The following is a 15,716-nucleotide window of genomic DNA, read 5'->3' on the forward strand; positions in this document are numbered from 1 at the left end:
ACGTGAGATTTCGTGGGGCCGTGGCATCGGAGGAGGCTGGGCGGGTCTCCCGGAGGTTCGGCGGGGCACTCTCGGCTCGCCTGCCGACAGCTTCCATGCCACCGGCTGGGTCAGCGGTTCCCGGTGCGGGGAAGGCGATCGTGCGGCACGATACGTGCCCGGTTACAGAAAGTTTCAAGGCATCACCCGAGGGTGACGGTTAAGGTGGGCGCGTCTGGTTTACCGGAGAGGCGTCAACAAGTGCCCAACCCGTTCCCCTCGCTCAAACCGCAAGAGCTGCTTCGCGTGCTGTTGGCCCTTGGGTATGAGGAGGTGGCATGTAAAGGATCACACCGGAAGCTTGTCTGTGAAGGGAGGGGGAGGCTGACCTTCGCCTTTCACCGGGGAAGTATCGCCCCCGGGGTGGTGAGAGACATACTGGTCAAGCAGGTAGGTCTGGACGTGGACGAGGCGTTGAAGGTGGTGCGTGGTGAGCAGTGAGATCATTCATCTGATCGTTAGAGCGGGCTCGAACGACCGCGATCTTTACGCCACATCCCCCCAGGCGCCGGGCCTGCTGTACGGACGCCCGACCTTGAGGGAACTTCGTGACGACCTCCGGGAAGTTCTGGAGTTCCACTTCGAGAAGCCGGGTCCCTTCACGGTGCGGGAGCACCATGAACGTCACTACGACGTCGCTGGCGGCGAGCTGGTCATCCGTACGGCCATGGACGAGTGCGCGGACGTCCGGCAGGCCACGTGCGAGGTGCTCGGCCGGGCTGTCGCGGCGAACTCGGAGCAGGCGGAAGGGCTGGTCTCCGCCCCGGCCAACGCCGTCGGAGAAGTGGTCTACATCTGCGCGGTGATGTCCGACACCGTGGGCTGGATCATGAATCAGCTCGACCCGCGGGGTGATGTCGTCAACGTGGCCGTCTCCGTGGCCGATCTCATGGTCGTCACGCTGCCCTTCGCCTACGGTGAGGCGGTCGCCCCCGACGGCATGGTGAGTCTCGGCGCCAAGTCCTACACCCTGGAGACGAAACTCACCGACATCATCCAGGATCTTGAGATCGTCAGGCCGATGGCCGTCAACAAGATCAATATTTGCGCGTAGGTGATCCTCGCACCACAGAAGCGCTCTGGTTCTCGGCGCCCCGTCCTCACAGGCCGGGGCGTTTCGCCTTTCCGGTGCTACGCGACGCGCAGGCGAGGCGTGACAGGCGAAAGCTCGAAGGACACGCTCGCCGTCCGGCCGGTGGGGTCCTGGTCGCGGGGGTGGTTGGGGTTCCCGGACGGATAACAGGGCATCAATAAATACTGCGAAGACATGGTAGATATCTGGGCAAATCTGGGGATGACCTGTGGGAATAGAGATTGAGGACAAGTTCGACGTGCCGGCGGACTACCAGCTGCCGGATCTCACGGGCCTGCCGGGCTCGGCGGAGGTCGTGGGTCCGAAGACCCACCAGCTGGTCGCCCTCTACTTCGACACGCCCGACCTGAGGCTCGCCGCGAGGGGGATCACACTGCGCAGGCGCAGGGGTGGCACCGATCCGGGCTGGCACCTCAAACTTCCCAAGGCCAAGGGCATCCGGCAGGAGATCACCCACCCGCTCACCCGGAGCGCCAAGGTCGTACCCGCCGAGCTGGCGGACCTGGTGCTCGCCCACACCCGGGGCGCCCCGCTCGTGCCCATCGCCGAGCTGGACACCCGCCGCGCCGTCACCACCGTGGTCAACGGCGCCGGGGTGAGGCTGGTCGAGATCGCCGACGACCGGGTCAAGGGCACCGTCTTCGGCGACGAGCCGCACGTCGAGCGCTGGCGCGAGGTCGAGGCGGAGCTGCTGGAGGGCGACGAGAAGCTGCTGGGGAAGGTCGGGAAGCGGCTGGGCAAGGCCGGGGCCGTACCCGCCGACTCGGCCAGCAAGCTCGCCCGCCTGCTCGGCGGCGCCGGAGCGGTCTCGGAGCACCCGCGTGCCGAGACCGCCCCGGGGTCGGCGGGCGAGGTCGTCGTCGACTACCTCACCGCCCAGGCCGGCGCGCTGCTCGCGCAGGACCCCAGGGTCAGGAAGGCCGAGGAGGACGCCGTCCACCAGATGCGCGTCGCCGCCCGGAGGCTCCGCAGCGCGCTGAAGTCGTTCAGGACGGTCGTCGAGGGCACCGAGAACCTCCAGGAGGAGCTCAAGTGGCTCGGCACGGTCCTCGGTGAGGCCCGTGACCTGGAGGTCGTCCGCGAGCGGTTCGCGCACCGGCTCGACAGCCTGGACGACGCGCTGATCGTGGGACCGGTCAGGGCGCGCCTCAGCTCCGACCTGCTGGACGACGAGCACGAGGCCCTCGACCGGATCAGGGACACCCTCGGCGGGGAGCGCTACTTCGCACTGCTCGACGCCCTCGACGACCTGACCGGCACCCCGGTGCTCACCAAGGCCGCGAAGAAGCCCGCCGACACCCTGGACGCCGTCGCCGCCAAGAGCTGGCGCCGGGTCACCCGGGCCTACGACACCGCCCAGGCCATCGAGGACGAGACCGAACGCGAGGTCGCCATGCACGACGTGCGCAAGGCGGCCAAGCGGGCCCGCTACACCGCCGAGGTGCTCGGCATGAAGCAGCTGGCCAAGCGGGCGGAGGCCGTGCAGGAGGTGCTGGGCACCCACATGGACGGGGTCGTCGCGCAGGAGCGGCTGGCGGCCGAGGCCGCGAACGCCCGCCTGGCCGGGGAGGACACGTTCACCTACGGCGTGCTGACCGGGGTGGAGCGGGCCGGGGCCGCACGCGCGTGGGAGGAGTTCCCCCGGGTCTGGGCCGAGACCACGGCCGCCGTCGCGAAACTCCTTTGACCCCTCCCGCGGTCCCGTGGAGGCTCCCGCACGACAGACCCGCGGATCTCGCCGGAGGGGGCGCCCTCCGGGGTCGCGATCGGCGGGACCCGGCGGTGCGCGACCCCGGTCCGGAGAGGGCCGGGGCCGCGAACCCGGTGGAGGTCAGACGTCGTAGGCGTCCGCGGCCACGACGTCGCCGCCCGCGTGGTGCAGGACCATGAACGCGCCCTTGGACAGCCGGGTGCCGCCCGCCCGCTCGTCGAGCCCGGCGATCAGATCGGGCAGGACCTTGCCGTGGCTGCAGAGCGCCACGGGCCGGTTCGAGGCCATCGCCTCCGCGGCCAGGCGCAGGGTGGCCCGGGAGTCGTAGCCGTTCTCCGACAGCACGGGTTCGAGCCGGATCGGCAGACCGGCCCGCCCGGCGTACGGCTCCAAAGTCTGCACGCAGCGCCTGCTGGGGGAGCTGACCAGTTCCGTGAGGCGGAAGGCGCCCAGCACGCCCGCCAGCACCTCCGCCTGGGCGCGCCCGCGCCGGTCGAGCGGCCGCTCGTCGTCGTCGCCCTCCCAGTCCTGCCGGTTGCCCGCCAGGCCGTGCCGTACCAGGACGAGCGGGGTGGTCGCCGGAGAGACCTCGCCGAGCGCGCGGAGCAGCCCGGCGTCCCACTCGTAGCTCAGGCGCCGCTCGGCCTCGCCGACCGGCAGCCAGACCACGTCGTCGACCTCGCGCGTGTCGGTACGGGGACCCTCGGCGACCATCCTGGCCAGCCAGTAGTCGACGCGCTTGGGCCGCCCGCCCTTCAGGTAGTGGCTCGACGGCAGCGACCGGCCGAACTCCGCGGTGACGCCCGTCTCCTCGGCCAGCTCGCGCAGCGCGCCCGCGAGGGGGTGCTCGCCGCGTTTCAGCTTCCCCTTGGGGAAGGACCAGTCGTCGTACTTGGGCCGGTGGACGAGGGCGACCTCCGGCGCGTCCGGGGAGCCGCGCCAGACGACGGCCCCGGCCGCGTGGATCATGTCGTCCCCGCGGGTGTCGTGCTCAGTCATCGATCGTTCTCCACCGGCGGGTGCCGATCAGGTAGGTCTGCAGGTCGTCGCCGGGGTGGCGGGTCCAGGTCCCGTCGGAGTTGAGCCACCAGGTCGCGGTGTCGTCGGACATGGCCCGGTCCAGCAGGTCGCTGAGGTAGTTGCGCTGCTGCTGGCTGGAGACCTTGACCAGCGCCTCCACCCGGCGCTCGATGTTGCGGCGCATCATGTCGCCGCTGCCGATCCAGATCTCCGGGCGCCGGCCGTGGCCGAACTCGTAGATCCGCGAGTGTTCGAGGAACCGGCCCAGCACGCTCCTGACCCTGATGTTCTCCGACATCTCGGGGATGCCGGGACGGAGCGTGCAGACCCCCCGTACCCACAGGTCCACCGGTACGCCGGCCCGTGACGCCCGGTAGAGGGCGTCGATGATGGGCTCGTCGACCAGGGAGTTCGTCTTCATCCTGATCCTGGCCGGGCGGCCCGCCTCCTGGTGGGAGATCTCCCGCTCGATCCTGGCCAGCAGCCCGCCGCGCAGGGAGTGCGGGGCGACCAGCAGCCGCCGGTAGGCCGAGTGGTTGGAGTAGCCCGTCAGGTGGATGAACAGGTCCGTGACGTCCTCGCCGACGAGCCGGTCGGCGGTGAGCAGGCCGAGGTCCTCGTACAGCCTGGCGGTCTTGGGGTTGTAGTTCCCGGTGCCGATGTGGCAGTAGCTGCGCAGCTCGCCGGAGGACTCCTGGCGCACGACCAGGGCGAGCTTGCAGTGGGTCTTCAGCCCCACGACGCCGTAGACGACGTGGCATCCGGCCCGTTCCAGCTTGCGGGCCCAGGTGATGTTGGCGTGCTCGTCGAACCTGGCCTTGATCTCCACCACCACGACGACCTGCTTGCCCGCCTCGGCGGCGTCGATCAGCGCGTCCACGATGGGCGAGTCGCCGCTGGTGCGGTAGAGCGTCTGCTTGATGGCCAGCACGGCGGGGTCGGCCGCGGCCTGCTCGATGAAGCGCTGCACGCTCGTGGAGAACGAGTCGTATGGGTGGTGCAGCAGCACGTCCCGCTCGCGCAGCACCGCGAAGATGTCGTCCTCGACGTGCACGACCTCCGCGGGCACGAACGGGCGGAAGCTCAGCTCACCCCGGTCCAGGTCGGCGATCGCGTGCAGCCCGGTCAGGTCCAGCGGCCCCGGCAACCGGTAGATCTCGTGCTCGGCCACCCCCAGCTCGTCCACCAGCAGGTCCAGCACCTCGGGGGTGATGGTGTCCTCGACCTCCAGCCGGACCGGGGGGCCGAAGCGGCGCTTGAGCAGCTCGCGCTCCAGCGCCTGCATGAGGTTCTCGGTGACGTCCTCGTCGACGTCGAGGTCCTCGTTGCGGGTCACCCGGAAGACGTGGTGCTCGACGATCTCCATGCCCTTGAACAGCTGCCCGAGGTGGGCGGCGATCACGTCCTCCAGCGGGACGAAGCGGTTCACGGACGCCGTGACGAAGCGGGGGAGCTGGCTGGGCACCTTCACCCTGGCGAACACCGTGTTGCCGGTCGTGGGGTTGCGGACGGTGACGGCCAGGTTCAGGGACAGGCCCGAGATGTAGGGAAAAGGGTGGGCGGGGTCGACGGCCAGCGGCGTCAGCACCGGCCTGATCCGCTCCCTGAAGAGCTTGCGCATCTCGCCGCGCTCGTCGCGGCCCAGGTCGTCCCACCGCACGATCTCGATGCCCTCGGCGCCCAGCTGCGGGCAGATCCGCTCGTAGAAGCAGGTCGACTGCCGCTGGGCGAGGTCGTTGGCGATCGCCGCGATCCTGGCCAGCTCCTCGCGGGGTTTCAGCCCGCTCTTCGTACGGAGTAACAGTCCGGTGGCCATCCTTCTTTTCAGTCCGGCCACCCGGACGCGGAAGAACTCGTCGAGGTTGCTGGCGAAGATGGCCAGGAACCGCACCCGCTCCAGCAGAGGCAGGGACGGATCCTCCGCCATCTCCAGGACTCGCTGGTTGAACTGGAGCCAGCTCTCCTCTCGGTTGAGGAAGCGCTCCTGGGGTAGAGGAAGCCCGTCGGAAGTGGGACGAACGAGTTCAGCGGACATATGACCAGAATGCCCGCTTTGATTGAACGGAACGTTAATTTAGTCTCAACGAGCGCTGTTGCTTACTCACTTGGTTCAAGCTTTTCCCGCTCTTGGTCGATCAGCTTCGCCTGCTTGAGGGCGTCGCGCTCGGCGGCTTTGGCCTCCTTGAGACGCGCCTTCTCCTGCTCCCTCAGTAATCGCTGCTGCTCCCGATACTCCCGCTCGCGGGCCTTCTCCAGCTCCCGCTGCTCGCGGAGCCGTGTCTTCTCCAGTTCCCTGGCCAGCTTCTCGGCCTCGCGCTGCTCGCGCTGCCGCAGCTTCTCCCGCTCCTTGAGCTCGCGCTCGCGCAGCTTCTCCTGGTTCCTCAGCTCGCGCTCGCGCGCCTTCTCCAGCTCCCGGAGCTCCTTCTCCGTCGGGGGCGGCGGTAACTCGGAGCGCGGGGCCTGGCTCTCCCCGGCCGGGGGCGGCTGCGGCTCCCCTTGTGCGCCGGGGGTCCCCGCGGCGCGTAACTCCCCCTCCGTTCCCTCGACGTGCGGCTGCGGGCCGGACGGGTGGGGTTGCTGTTCGGCCGGCCGCTGCGGAGGGTTGGCCAGCCGGTGCTCCAGGCCGCGCGAGGCGGCGGTCAGCCGGGGGGTGGGATCCAGCCCGGTCAGGCCGTTCCAGGCCAGGTTGACCAGGTGGGCGGCGACCTCCTCGCGCGGCGGCCTGCGCACGTCCAGCCACCACTGGCCGGTCAGCGCCACCATGCCGACCAGCATCTGGGCGTACATGGGAGCCAGCTTGGGGTCGTAGCCGCGCTCGACGAACTCGTCGACCATGACGTCCTCGACCTGGCTGGCGATGTCGTTGATCAGGCTGGCGAACGTGCCGGTCCCCGAGGCGGCGTGCGAGTCGCGGACGAGGATGCGGAAACCCTCGCTGTTCTCCTCCACGTACGCCAGCAGGGCCAGGGCCGCCCGCTCCAGTTTGATCAGCGAGTGCGAGGCGGAGAGCGCCTCGGTCACCAGACTCAGCAGTTTCTGCATTTCCCGGTCGATGACGACCGCGTAGACGCCCTCCTTGCCGCCGAAGTGCTCGTAGACCACCGGTTTGGAGACGTTGGCGGTCGCCGCGATCTCCTCCACCGAGGTGCCGTCGAACCCTTTCTCCGCGAAGAGGGTCCTGCTGATCTGGATCAGCTGTTCCCTGCGTTCCTTACCTGACATGCGCCGTCGGGGTTCGCTCACGGTTCTCATAATGGCGTTTCCCCGCTCCCGGACGGCACCCCAACCCCGCGTCAGGCGGCGATGCGCTTGGCGGCCAGGCGCTCGGGAGTCGGCCAGCGGACGTCGTACGCCCATCCGGCCTTCTCGAACCAGCGGATGACACCCGCGCTGAGGTCGATCTGCCCCTTCAGCGCGCCGTGCCGGGCGCAGGTGGGGTCGGAGTGGTGCAGGTTGTGCCAGGACTCGCCGAAGGAGGGGATGGCGAGCCACCACACGTTGCGCGACTTGTCGCGCGACTCGAAGGCCTCCTCGCCGAAGACGTGGCAGATGGAGTTGATCGACCAGGTCACGTGGTGCAGCAGGCCGATCCGGACCAGCGTGCCCCAGAAGAAGCCGGTCACCATGCCCCACCACGACCAGGTCAGCAGGCCGCCCAGCAGCGCGGGGGCGACCATCGTGGTGATCGCCAGCACCGGGAAGAGCTTGTGCAGCTTGATGATGTCGGGGTCCTTGACCAGGTCGGGCGCGTACTTCTCCCGGTTGGCCCGGTCGGCCTCGAACAGCCAGCCCATGTGGGCCCAGAGCAGGCCCTTGGACACCGCGACGAAGCCGGTGCCGAAGCGCCACGGCGAGTGCGGGTCGCCCTCCTTGTCGGAGAACTTGTGGTGCTTGCGGTGGGTGGCGACCCAGTCGAGCACCGACATCTCCATCGAGAGACTGCCGGCGATGCCCAGCGCGATCTTCAGCGGGCGCTTGGCCTTGAAGGAACCGTGGGTGAAGTGGCGGTGCAGGCCGACGGTGACGCCCAGGCCGGTGACCACGTAGAAGACGCCCGCGATGACGATGTCGGACCAGCCGAGTCCCCAGCCCCAGGCGAACGGCACGGCCGCCACCAGGGCGATCAGCGGGGCGCCGACCACCACCCCGAAGGTGATGATCTCGGGCAGGGTCTTTCGCTCGGGGTCGAAGTCAGGTTTGGGGCCCGAAGCAGGCCGTTCTTCGATGAGGGTCATGCGCTACCTCGCGGTGGCTCGGAAAAGGCCAAGGACTCATATGCGGCTACGCCACCGTAACCTACGCCATCGTAAGTTAGGAACACCTAAGAACCGAATGTCTGGAACATGACTCTTCGGGATTAACGCCGTAGCGGGTCCATCACTTGTTCTACCCCCGGCTGACCTGCTAAACGAGGCCCCTCGCGCGCGCCCGGCCGTGCGGGCGCGGATGGCGGGCGCACGGGCCCGGAGGAGGCCGTCGAAGAGGGTCCGGAAACGAGGCGCGTTCGGCGGCGCGGGCTCTGTATCGTAGGGGTGCCGGGTGCTCGGGCACCGTCCTGATCGCCTGGCCGATCCGGCATTGGGTAATTGGCAGCCCGCAAGGTTTTGGTCCTTGTTGTCCAGGTTCGAGTCCTGGTGCCGGAGCCATCCCTGTGTGTCTGTTTTATTCACTCGGCTGGTCGGCTGAGTGGCTTCCCGAGGGGGAAGGTATCCTCACGTTGTCGAGCAGGTGACGACGTCACCCCCCTGGGGTGGACATCTGTCATCGCGCTTCGCCATGTCTCAGCCGCGACGCCGAGGGAGCCTCGTCCGTGAGTGTGCCGCGCCCGGCAGCCGTCATCGTCCTCGCCGCAGGCGAGGGCACCCGGATGAAGTCGAGAACACCGAAGATCCTCCATGAGCTGTGCGGCCGGACCCTGGTCGACCACGTGCTCGTCGCCGCCCGGGGCCTCGAACCCGAGCGGCTCATTGTCGTCATCGGCCACGAGCGGGAACGGGTCCAGGCGCATCTCGCCGGGACCGACCCCGACGCGCGGACCGTCGTCCAGGCCGAGCAGAAGGGCACCGGCCACGCGGTCAGGACCGCGCTGGAGGCGTCCGGCACCATCGGCGGCACCGTCCTGGTGACCTACGGCGACACGCCGCTGCTGCGTACCGAGACCCTCGCCGCCCTGCTCGGACGGCACGGAGAGGACGGCAACGCCGTCACCGTGCTCACGGCCGAGGTCCCCGATCCGTACGGCTACGGCCGGATCGTCCGCGACGACTCGGGCGCCGTCCTGGAGATCGTCGAGGAGAAGGACGCCGACCCCGCGCAGCGGGCCATCAAGGAGATGAACTCCGGCGTCTACGCCTTCGACGGCCTCCTGCTCGCCGACGCGGTCAAGCGGGTGTCCGCCTCCAACGCCCAGGGCGAGGAGTACCTCACCGATGTCCTCGCGATCCTGCGGGAGGACGGCCACCGGGTCGGCGCGCACGTCGCGGCCGACTACGTGGAGGTGGAGGGCGTCAACGACCGCGTGCAGCTGGCCTTCGCCCGCAAGGTGCTCAACACGCGCCTGCTGGAGGGCCACATGCGGGCCGGGGTGACCGTGATCGACCCGGCCACCACCTGGGTCGACGTCGACGTCATCCTCGAACCGGACGTGGTGATCCACCCGGGAACCCAGCTGCACGGCTGCACGACGGTCGCCGAGGGCGCCGAGGTCGGCCCCGCCAGCACCCTGACCGACACGATCGTCGGCGAGGGCGCGCTGGTGCGCAACGCCGTCTGCGTCGACGCCGTGATCGGCCCCGAGGCCCTGGTCGGGCCGTACGCCTACCTGCGCCCCGGCACGGTCCTGGCGCGCAAGGCCAAGGCGGGGACGTACGTCGAGATGAAGAACGCCCAGGTCGGAGAGGGAGCCAAGGTGCCCCACCTGAGCTACGTGGGCGACGCCACGATCGGCGCGGGCGCCAACATCGGCGCTTCGGCGATCTTCGTCAACTACGACGGGGTCGACAAGCACCACACGACGGTGGGCGAGGGCGCCTTCGTCGGGTGCGACACCATGCTTGTCGCGCCGGTCACCGTCGGTGACGGCGCGTACACGGCCGCGGGCTCGGTCATCGACGCCGATGTCCCCCCCGGGGCCATCGGGGTGGCCCGCGCGCGACAGCGCAACATCGAAGGGTGGGTCGTGCGAAGGCGCGCGGGCACCAGATCGGCCGCGGCGGCGTTAAGAGCCGCCGAAGCCGGGAAACAGCAGGGGAGCCAGACGTGAGTGAGCGAAGCGAGCGGCCCGACGGGCACGGCAGCGTCGCACCGGTGTCGACGTGCCGTCAGACGAGGGGAACGGCATGAGCGGCATCAAGCAGACGGGCGAGAAGAACCTGATGTTCTTCTCCGGGCGCGCCCACCCGGAACTGGCGGACGAGGTGGCGAGCCACCTCGGGGTCGACGCGGCGCCGACGACGCTGCGCGACTTCGCCAACGGGGAGATCTACGCCCGGTACCAGGAGTCGGTCCGCGGCTGTGACGCCTTCGTCATGCAGAGCCACACCTGGCCGATCAACAAGTGGATCATGGAACAGCTGATCATGGTGGACGCCCTCAAGCGCGCCTCCGCCAAGAGGATCACCGTGATCATGCCGTTCTACGGCTACGCCCGCCAGGACAAGAAGGGCCGGGGCCGCGAGCCCATCACCGCCCGCCTGATGGCCGACATGTTCAAGACGGCCGGGGCCGACCGGCTGATGTCGATCGACCTGCACACCTCCCAGATCCAGGGCTTCTTCGACGGCCCGGTGGACCATCTGTTCGCCATGCCCGTCCTGGTCAACTACCTCAAGGACAAGCTCGACCTGGCCACGACCACGGTCGTCTCGCCCGACACCGGCCGGGTGCGCCTGTCCGAGCGCTGGGCCGACACGCTGGGCACCCCGCTGGCCTTCATCCACAAGCGCCGCGACCTCGACGTCGCCAACCAGGTGAAGGTGAGCGAAGTCGTCGGCCGGGTCAAGGGCCGGACCTGCGTGCTCATCGACGACATGATCGACACCGCGGGGACGATCTGCAAGGCGGCCGACGCGCTGTACGAGCAGGGCGCCACCAACGTGGTCGTGGCCGCCACCCACGCGGTGTTCTCCGACCCCGCGGTCGACCGGCTGAAGAACTCCGGGATCTCCGAGGTCATCGTCACCAACACGGTGCCGCTCCCGGAGGAGAAGAGGTTCGACAAGCTGACCGTGCTGTCGATCGCCCCCCTGATCGCCCGCGCGATCAACGAGGTCTTCAACGACGGCTCGGTGACCAGCCTCTTCGAGGGCGACAGCTGACACCCCGGCCCCGTCTCCCGCGAACTCGCCGGACCCGTCGTCCACGTGCTTCCCGGGGCGGGGCCTTCCGCCGCCCGGACCGCCGCTCCGGCCTTTCCGGGAAACGGCCGGGGCTTTCCGCGAAGGTCTTCCGGGAAACGACCGGGGCCTTCCGGGAGGGCGGACCAGGGCTCTTCCAGGGGGCGGCCGGGCCCTTTCGGGGAGGGCGACCAGGGCTCTTCCGAGGGCGGTCGGGGCCGCGGTGCGTCCCGCGTCACCGTTGACACGGTAGGGTTGTGGGATTGCGTGCGTTCGTAACGCCTTCCGCTAGGGCGGGTGAGGGGGAACGCACCTTTCCGATTCCCGAGATCCCTAGGAGATCAGCCATGTCCGAAGTGGTCATCACCACCGAGCTCCGTGACAAGTTCGGCAAGGGCGCCGCCCGCAAGATCCGTCGCGAGAACAAGGTCCCCGTCGTCCTCTACGGGCACGGCACCGACCCCCAGCACCTGTCCCTTCCGGGTCACGAGCTGCTGCTCGCGCTGCGTACGCCGAACGTGCTGATCCGCCTTGAGGGCGCGGTGGCCGAGCTGGCCCTGCCCAAGGGTGTCCAGCGTGACCCGATCAAGGGCTTCCTGGAGCACGTCGACCTCATCCTCGTCCGTCGCGGCGAGAAGGTCACCGTCGACATCCCCGTCACCGTGGTGGGCGAGGTCGCCGACGGCATCCTCGACCAGCAGCTCGTCTCCGTCTCCGTCGAGACCGAGGCCACCCACATCCCCGAGGGCGTCGAGGTCGACGTCGAGGGCCTGGAGGTCGGCACCCAGATCACCGCCGCCGACCTGAAGCTGCCCAAGGGCACGACCCTCGCCGCCGACCCCGAGGCGCTGGTCCTGATCGTCTCCGCGGCCCCGACCGCCGAGCCGGAGGGCGAGGCCGCCGAGACGGCCGAGGCCGCCCCGGCCGCCGAGGGCGAGAGCTCCGAGAGCGCCGAGTAGTTTTCTCTGCTAGATCTGTCAGGGCGGCCCGGCACCGGGCCGCCCTGACGCGCGTGTGAAGGGATACCGATCGTGGACCGCTGGTTGGTCGTGGGCCTGGGAAACCCCGGGCCGGAGTACGCCGGGAACCGGCACAACGCGGGGTTCATGGTCCTGGACGAGCTCGCCGCGCGAGCCGGGGGACGGTTCAAGGCGCACAGGTCGCGGGCCGAGGTGATGGAGGGCCGCCTGGCGGGCGTCCCCGCCGTGCTGGCCAAGCCTTTGTCCTTCATGAACCTCTCCGGCGGGCCGACCAAGGCCCTGGCCGACTTCTACAAGGTCGACCCGGCCCGCGTGGTCGTGGTCCACGACGAGCTGGACATCCCGTACGGCGCGCTGAGGGCGAAGCTCGGGGGCGGCGACAACGGCCACAACGGACTGAAGTCGATCACCAAGTCGCTGGCGACCAAGGACTACCTGCGGGTGCGGTTCGGCATCGGCCGCCCGCCCGGCCGGATGGACGCCGCGGCCTACGTCCTGCGCGACTTCGCCACCGCCGAGCGCAAGGACCTCGCGTTCCTGGTCGACCGGGCCGCCGACGTGGTGGAGTCGCTGATCAGGGCCGGCCTGGAGCCGACCCAGAACGCCTTCCACACCGGAGACCTGAACGTCTCCGGCCCGCCCCGGTAACCGGTCCGCTCAGGGGCGCGGCGGGTCGAACGCCATCAGGTTCTGCAGCAGCTCGGCCTGCTCGATCGCGTCGTCCAGCGCGTTGTGGGTGTGCGGCCGCCGGGACCTCAGGTGCTCGGGCATCTGCCGCTTGGTCGCCCAGCCGATCGGCACGCCCGCCTTGGCCGCGTACAGCGTCTTGAGGTCGACGCAGCGCGAGTGCCCGAACGGCGAGACGCCGGTGAAGCGCATGAAGTACCAGTAGATCCACATCCAGTCGTACGAGAGCGGGTAGGCCGCCAGCACCGGCGAGCTGTTCCCGCACACCTCGCGGACCCACGCGGCGGCCTCCCGCATCGCCTCGGACGGGTCGCGGCCCTCGCGGAGCAGCGTCTCCCGGTCCAGCCCGCTCACGGCGAGCGCCTCGGGGACGTGGTCGTCGCTGATCGGCCGCAGCTCCACGTAGTGCGTGTGAGCCTGCGGGTCCACCGGCTCGAAGACCTTTCCGGTCATCCGTCCGGCCACGGTCATACCGAGGCTGACCATTGAATACGGTCCCGGAATGGGACCATCGGCCTCGACGTCCACAGAGATGTACGTTTCGGTCTTCAACCTTCGGGCCTCTTTCGCCGCCGCTACCATTCCATAACTGTCTGTCCGTGAACGGTTACGCAGGGGGAGCGCGTGCGCGACGTGACCGAGGTCCAGGCCGCACAGGAGACCGGGCCCGGGCCCGTTCCGGCCGCGCGCCGGCGCGTGCCGGGCTGGGTGCGGGAGTACCGTGCGACGGCCGTCGCCGCCGACACGGCCTGCGCCGCCCTAGCCGGGGCCCTCGCGCTGTTCGTTCGATTCGGCGAGGTTACCGCCTACGTCTTCCCGTACGTCGTGCTGAGCGCGGCCCTGCCCGCCGTCTGGGTCTGCGTGGTCGCGCTGAACCGCGTCTACGAGCCCCGGCTGATCGGCCTGGGCTCGGAGGAGTTCCAGCGGATCCTGCAGTGCGGCTTCATGCTCACCGCCGCCCTCGCCGTCTGCGCCTACCTCACCAAGATCGAGGTGGCCCGGGGCTACGTGGTGCTGGCGCTGCCGCTGACGACGCTGCTCACCCTCCTCGCGCGCTACGCCCTGCGCCGCCGCCTGCACCGCAGGCGGGCTCGGGGCGCGTGCATGCGGCGGGTGGTGGCCGTGGGCCACCGGGCGGCGATCGCCGAGCTGGTCCGCGGGTTCCGCGGGGCGCGCTACCACGGCATGGAGGTCGTCGCGGCGTGTGCCCCGCACGACGGGACGGGCGACGTGGAGGGCGTGCCGGTGCTGGGCGACCTCTCCGACGTCGCGCTCGCGGTCGGGCAGGTCTCGGCCGACACCGTGGCCGTGCTCGCCTGCCCGGAGATGGACGGGGTGGCGCTGCGGCGGCTGGCCTGGCGGCTGGAGAAGAGCGACACGGACCTGATCGTGGCCCCCGCGCTGATGGAGGTGGCCGGGCCGCGGACCACCATCCGCCCGGCGGCGGGGCTGCCGCTGCTGCACGTGGACCACCCCGAGATCTCCGGCCTGCGCCAGGCGCTCAAGAACCTGTTCGACCGGGTGGGGGCCGGGCTGCTGCTGGCGGCGCTGCTGCCGTTGCTGGCGGGGGTGGCGCTGGCCGTACGCGCCTCGGGGCCGGGGCCCGCCCTCTTCCGGCAGACGAGGGTGGGCCGCGACGGCGCCGAGTTCACGATCTACAAGTTCCGGACGATGCGCGCCGACGCCGAGCACCGGAAGATCACCCTTTCCAGTGACGGGCCCGGCATGCTCTTCAAGATCCGCGAGGATCCGAGGGTGACCCCGCTGGGCGCCCGGCTGCGCCGCCACTCGCTGGACGAGCTGCCCCAGCTGATCAACGTGGTCCTGGGGCACATGTCCCTGGTCGGCCCCCGGCCGCCGCTGCCCGAGGAGGTCGCCAGGTACGGTGACGACGTCCGCCGCCGATTACTCGTCAGACCGGGGATGACCGGCCTCTGGCAGGTGAGTGGTCGTTCCGACCTCTCCTGGGAGGAATCCGTACGGTTGGACCTGCGTTACGTGGAGAGCTGGTCCCTCATGCTGGACCTGCAGATCCTGTGGAAGACTTGGTCGGCTGTCGCGCGAGGAGCTGGAGCATATTGATGACCGTTCGCGACGATCACACACTCGCCGCGGAGCTGGCGACGACGGCCGGCGAGAAGCTGGCGGCCCTGCGCGCGGAGCGGGGCTTCGGCGACCCGTCCGAGCTTCGCAAGGAGGGCGACGCCGCCTCCCACGTGTTCCTGATGGAGGCCCTGTCCCGGCTGCGCCCGGATGACAGCGTGCTGTCCGAGGAGGCGACCAGCGAGGAGCGCCTCGACCCGCGCAGGCTGCGCGCCGAGCGGGTCTGGATCGTCGACCCGCTCGACGGCACCCGCGAGTTCGCCGAGGAGGGCCGCACCGACTGGGCGGTCCACGTGGCGCTCTGGGAGCGCGGCACGCTGACGGCCGGGGCCGTCGCGCTGCCCGCCCAGGGCCGTACGCTCTCCACCCTCGAACCTCCCGTGCCGCCCGCCCCCGAGGCGGGCGCCAGGCCGCGGATCGCGGTCAGCCGGACCCGCCCGCCGGAGTTCGTGCGGGAGCTGGCCCGCCTCGCCGCGGCCGACCTGGTGCCGATCGGCTCGGCGGGCGCCAAGATCTCCGCCGTGCTCACCGGCCAGGTCGAGGCCTACGTGCACGCCGGGGGCCAGTACGAATGGGACTCGGCCGCGCCCGTCGCGGTGGCCCTCGCCTCCGGGGTCCACGCGAGCCGCGTCGACGGCTCGCCGCTGATCTACAACCAGCCCGACCCCTCGCTGCCGGATATTCTTGTATCCCTACCGGGACTGGCGCCAACGTTGCTCGCTGGAATCCGGGATCTGCACCGCTAATCC

At 69.9% G+C, this 15,716-nt stretch carries 14 protein-coding genes and 1 tRNA gene; 10 read left to right on the top strand and 5 right to left on the bottom strand.

Translation table 11 applies throughout. The features are described from left to right. Positions 1 to 240: 240 nt before the first annotated feature. From ACFYWM_RS06555 to ACFYWM_RS06565, 3 genes are all read left to right on the top strand, one after another. On the top strand, positions 241 to 480 hold the full coding sequence (locus tag ACFYWM_RS06555) for a type II toxin-antitoxin system HicA family toxin (protein WP_389909571.1): 240 nt from the start codon (positions 241 to 243) through the stop codon (positions 478 to 480). Beyond that, complete coding sequence (locus ACFYWM_RS06560; protein WP_389909573.1) at positions 470 to 1,093, top strand: hypothetical protein; 624 nt, start codon at positions 470 to 472, stop codon at positions 1,091 to 1,093. The genes ACFYWM_RS06555 and ACFYWM_RS06560 overlap by 11 nt, the downstream gene beginning before the upstream one ends. Positions 1,094 to 1,340: 247 nt before the next feature. Beyond that, positions 1,341 to 2,819, top strand: coding sequence for a CHAD domain-containing protein (locus ACFYWM_RS06565; RefSeq protein ID WP_389909575.1), 1,479 nt, complete (start codon positions 1,341 to 1,343; stop codon positions 2,817 to 2,819). Positions 2,820 to 2,963: 144 nt separating this feature from the next. Here ACFYWM_RS06565 and ACFYWM_RS06570 read toward each other — a convergent pair whose 3' ends face one another. From ACFYWM_RS06570 to ACFYWM_RS06585, 4 genes are all read right to left on the bottom strand, one after another. Further along, positions 2,964 to 3,842, bottom strand: a complete 879-nt coding sequence (locus tag ACFYWM_RS06570) for an NUDIX domain-containing protein (RefSeq protein ID WP_389909578.1) — start codon at positions 3,840 to 3,842, stop codon at positions 2,964 to 2,966. Then, positions 3,835 to 5,898 (bottom strand): RNA degradosome polyphosphate kinase, encoded by a 2,064-nt coding sequence (locus ACFYWM_RS06575; RefSeq protein WP_389909581.1) that lies wholly within the window; start codon positions 5,896 to 5,898, stop codon positions 3,835 to 3,837. Before ACFYWM_RS06575 ends, ACFYWM_RS06570 begins: the two co-directional genes overlap by 8 nt. A gap of 62 nt (positions 5,899 to 5,960) precedes the next feature. Continuing rightward, positions 5,961 to 7,115: a TetR family transcriptional regulator gene (locus ACFYWM_RS06580; RefSeq protein ID WP_389909584.1), complete on the bottom strand. Its 1,155-nt coding sequence runs from the start codon at positions 7,113 to 7,115 to the stop codon at positions 5,961 to 5,963. Positions 7,116 to 7,156: 41 nt separating this feature from the next. Then, on the bottom strand, positions 7,157 to 8,098 hold the full coding sequence (locus ACFYWM_RS06585) for an acyl-CoA desaturase (protein ID WP_389909588.1): 942 nt from the start codon (positions 8,096 to 8,098) through the stop codon (positions 7,157 to 7,159). A 336-nt stretch (positions 8,099 to 8,434) separates the two neighbouring features. On the opposite strand from ACFYWM_RS06585, the gene ACFYWM_RS06590 reads away from it, so the two are divergent. From ACFYWM_RS06590 to pth, 5 genes are all read left to right on the top strand, one after another. Then, positions 8,435 to 8,509 (top strand) — tRNA-Gln (locus ACFYWM_RS06590). A 164-nt stretch (positions 8,510 to 8,673) separates the two neighbouring features. Beyond that, positions 8,674 to 10,125 carry a bifunctional UDP-N-acetylglucosamine diphosphorylase/glucosamine-1-phosphate N-acetyltransferase GlmU gene (gene glmU, locus ACFYWM_RS06595; RefSeq protein ID WP_389909590.1) on the top strand — a complete coding sequence of 484 codons (1,452 nt, stop codon included), beginning with the start codon at positions 8,674 to 8,676 and terminating at the stop codon, positions 10,123 to 10,125. A gap of 76 nt (positions 10,126 to 10,201) precedes the next feature. After that, on the top strand, positions 10,202 to 11,179 hold the full coding sequence (locus ACFYWM_RS06600) for a ribose-phosphate diphosphokinase (RefSeq protein ID WP_389909593.1): 978 nt from the start codon (positions 10,202 to 10,204) through the stop codon (positions 11,177 to 11,179). Between the two features lie 365 nt (positions 11,180 to 11,544). Continuing rightward, a complete protein-coding gene (locus ACFYWM_RS06605) occupies positions 11,545 to 12,156 on the top strand; it encodes a 50S ribosomal protein L25/general stress protein Ctc (protein WP_389909596.1) in 612 nt (203 codons plus the stop codon). Between the two features lie 63 nt (positions 12,157 to 12,219). Further along, on the top strand, positions 12,220 to 12,825 hold the full coding sequence (pth, locus tag ACFYWM_RS06610; RefSeq protein ID WP_389910259.1) for an aminoacyl-tRNA hydrolase: 606 nt from the start codon (positions 12,220 to 12,222) through the stop codon (positions 12,823 to 12,825). Positions 12,826 to 12,834: 9 nt separating this feature from the next. Here pth and ACFYWM_RS06615 read toward each other — a convergent pair whose 3' ends face one another. Continuing rightward, entirely contained in the window at positions 12,835 to 13,317 is a 483-nt protein-coding gene (locus tag ACFYWM_RS06615) for an exonuclease (RefSeq protein ID WP_389909599.1), read from the bottom strand. A 180-nt stretch (positions 13,318 to 13,497) separates the two neighbouring features. Between ACFYWM_RS06615 and ACFYWM_RS06620 the strand changes: the two genes are divergently transcribed. Then, a complete protein-coding gene (locus tag ACFYWM_RS06620) occupies positions 13,498 to 14,946 on the top strand; it encodes a sugar transferase (protein WP_389910263.1) in 1,449 nt (482 codons plus the stop codon). Further along, positions 14,946 to 15,713, top strand: a complete 768-nt coding sequence (locus ACFYWM_RS06625; protein ID WP_389909602.1) for a 3'(2'),5'-bisphosphate nucleotidase CysQ — start codon at positions 14,946 to 14,948, stop codon at positions 15,711 to 15,713. The genes ACFYWM_RS06620 and ACFYWM_RS06625 overlap by 1 nt, the downstream gene beginning before the upstream one ends. The last annotated feature ends 3 nt before the right edge of the window (positions 15,714 to 15,716 follow it).

Origin of the sequence: Streptosporangium sp. NPDC002721 (assembly GCF_042888905.1) — a bacterium.
Lineage (GTDB): Bacteria > Actinomycetota > Actinomycetes > Streptosporangiales > Streptosporangiaceae > Streptosporangium.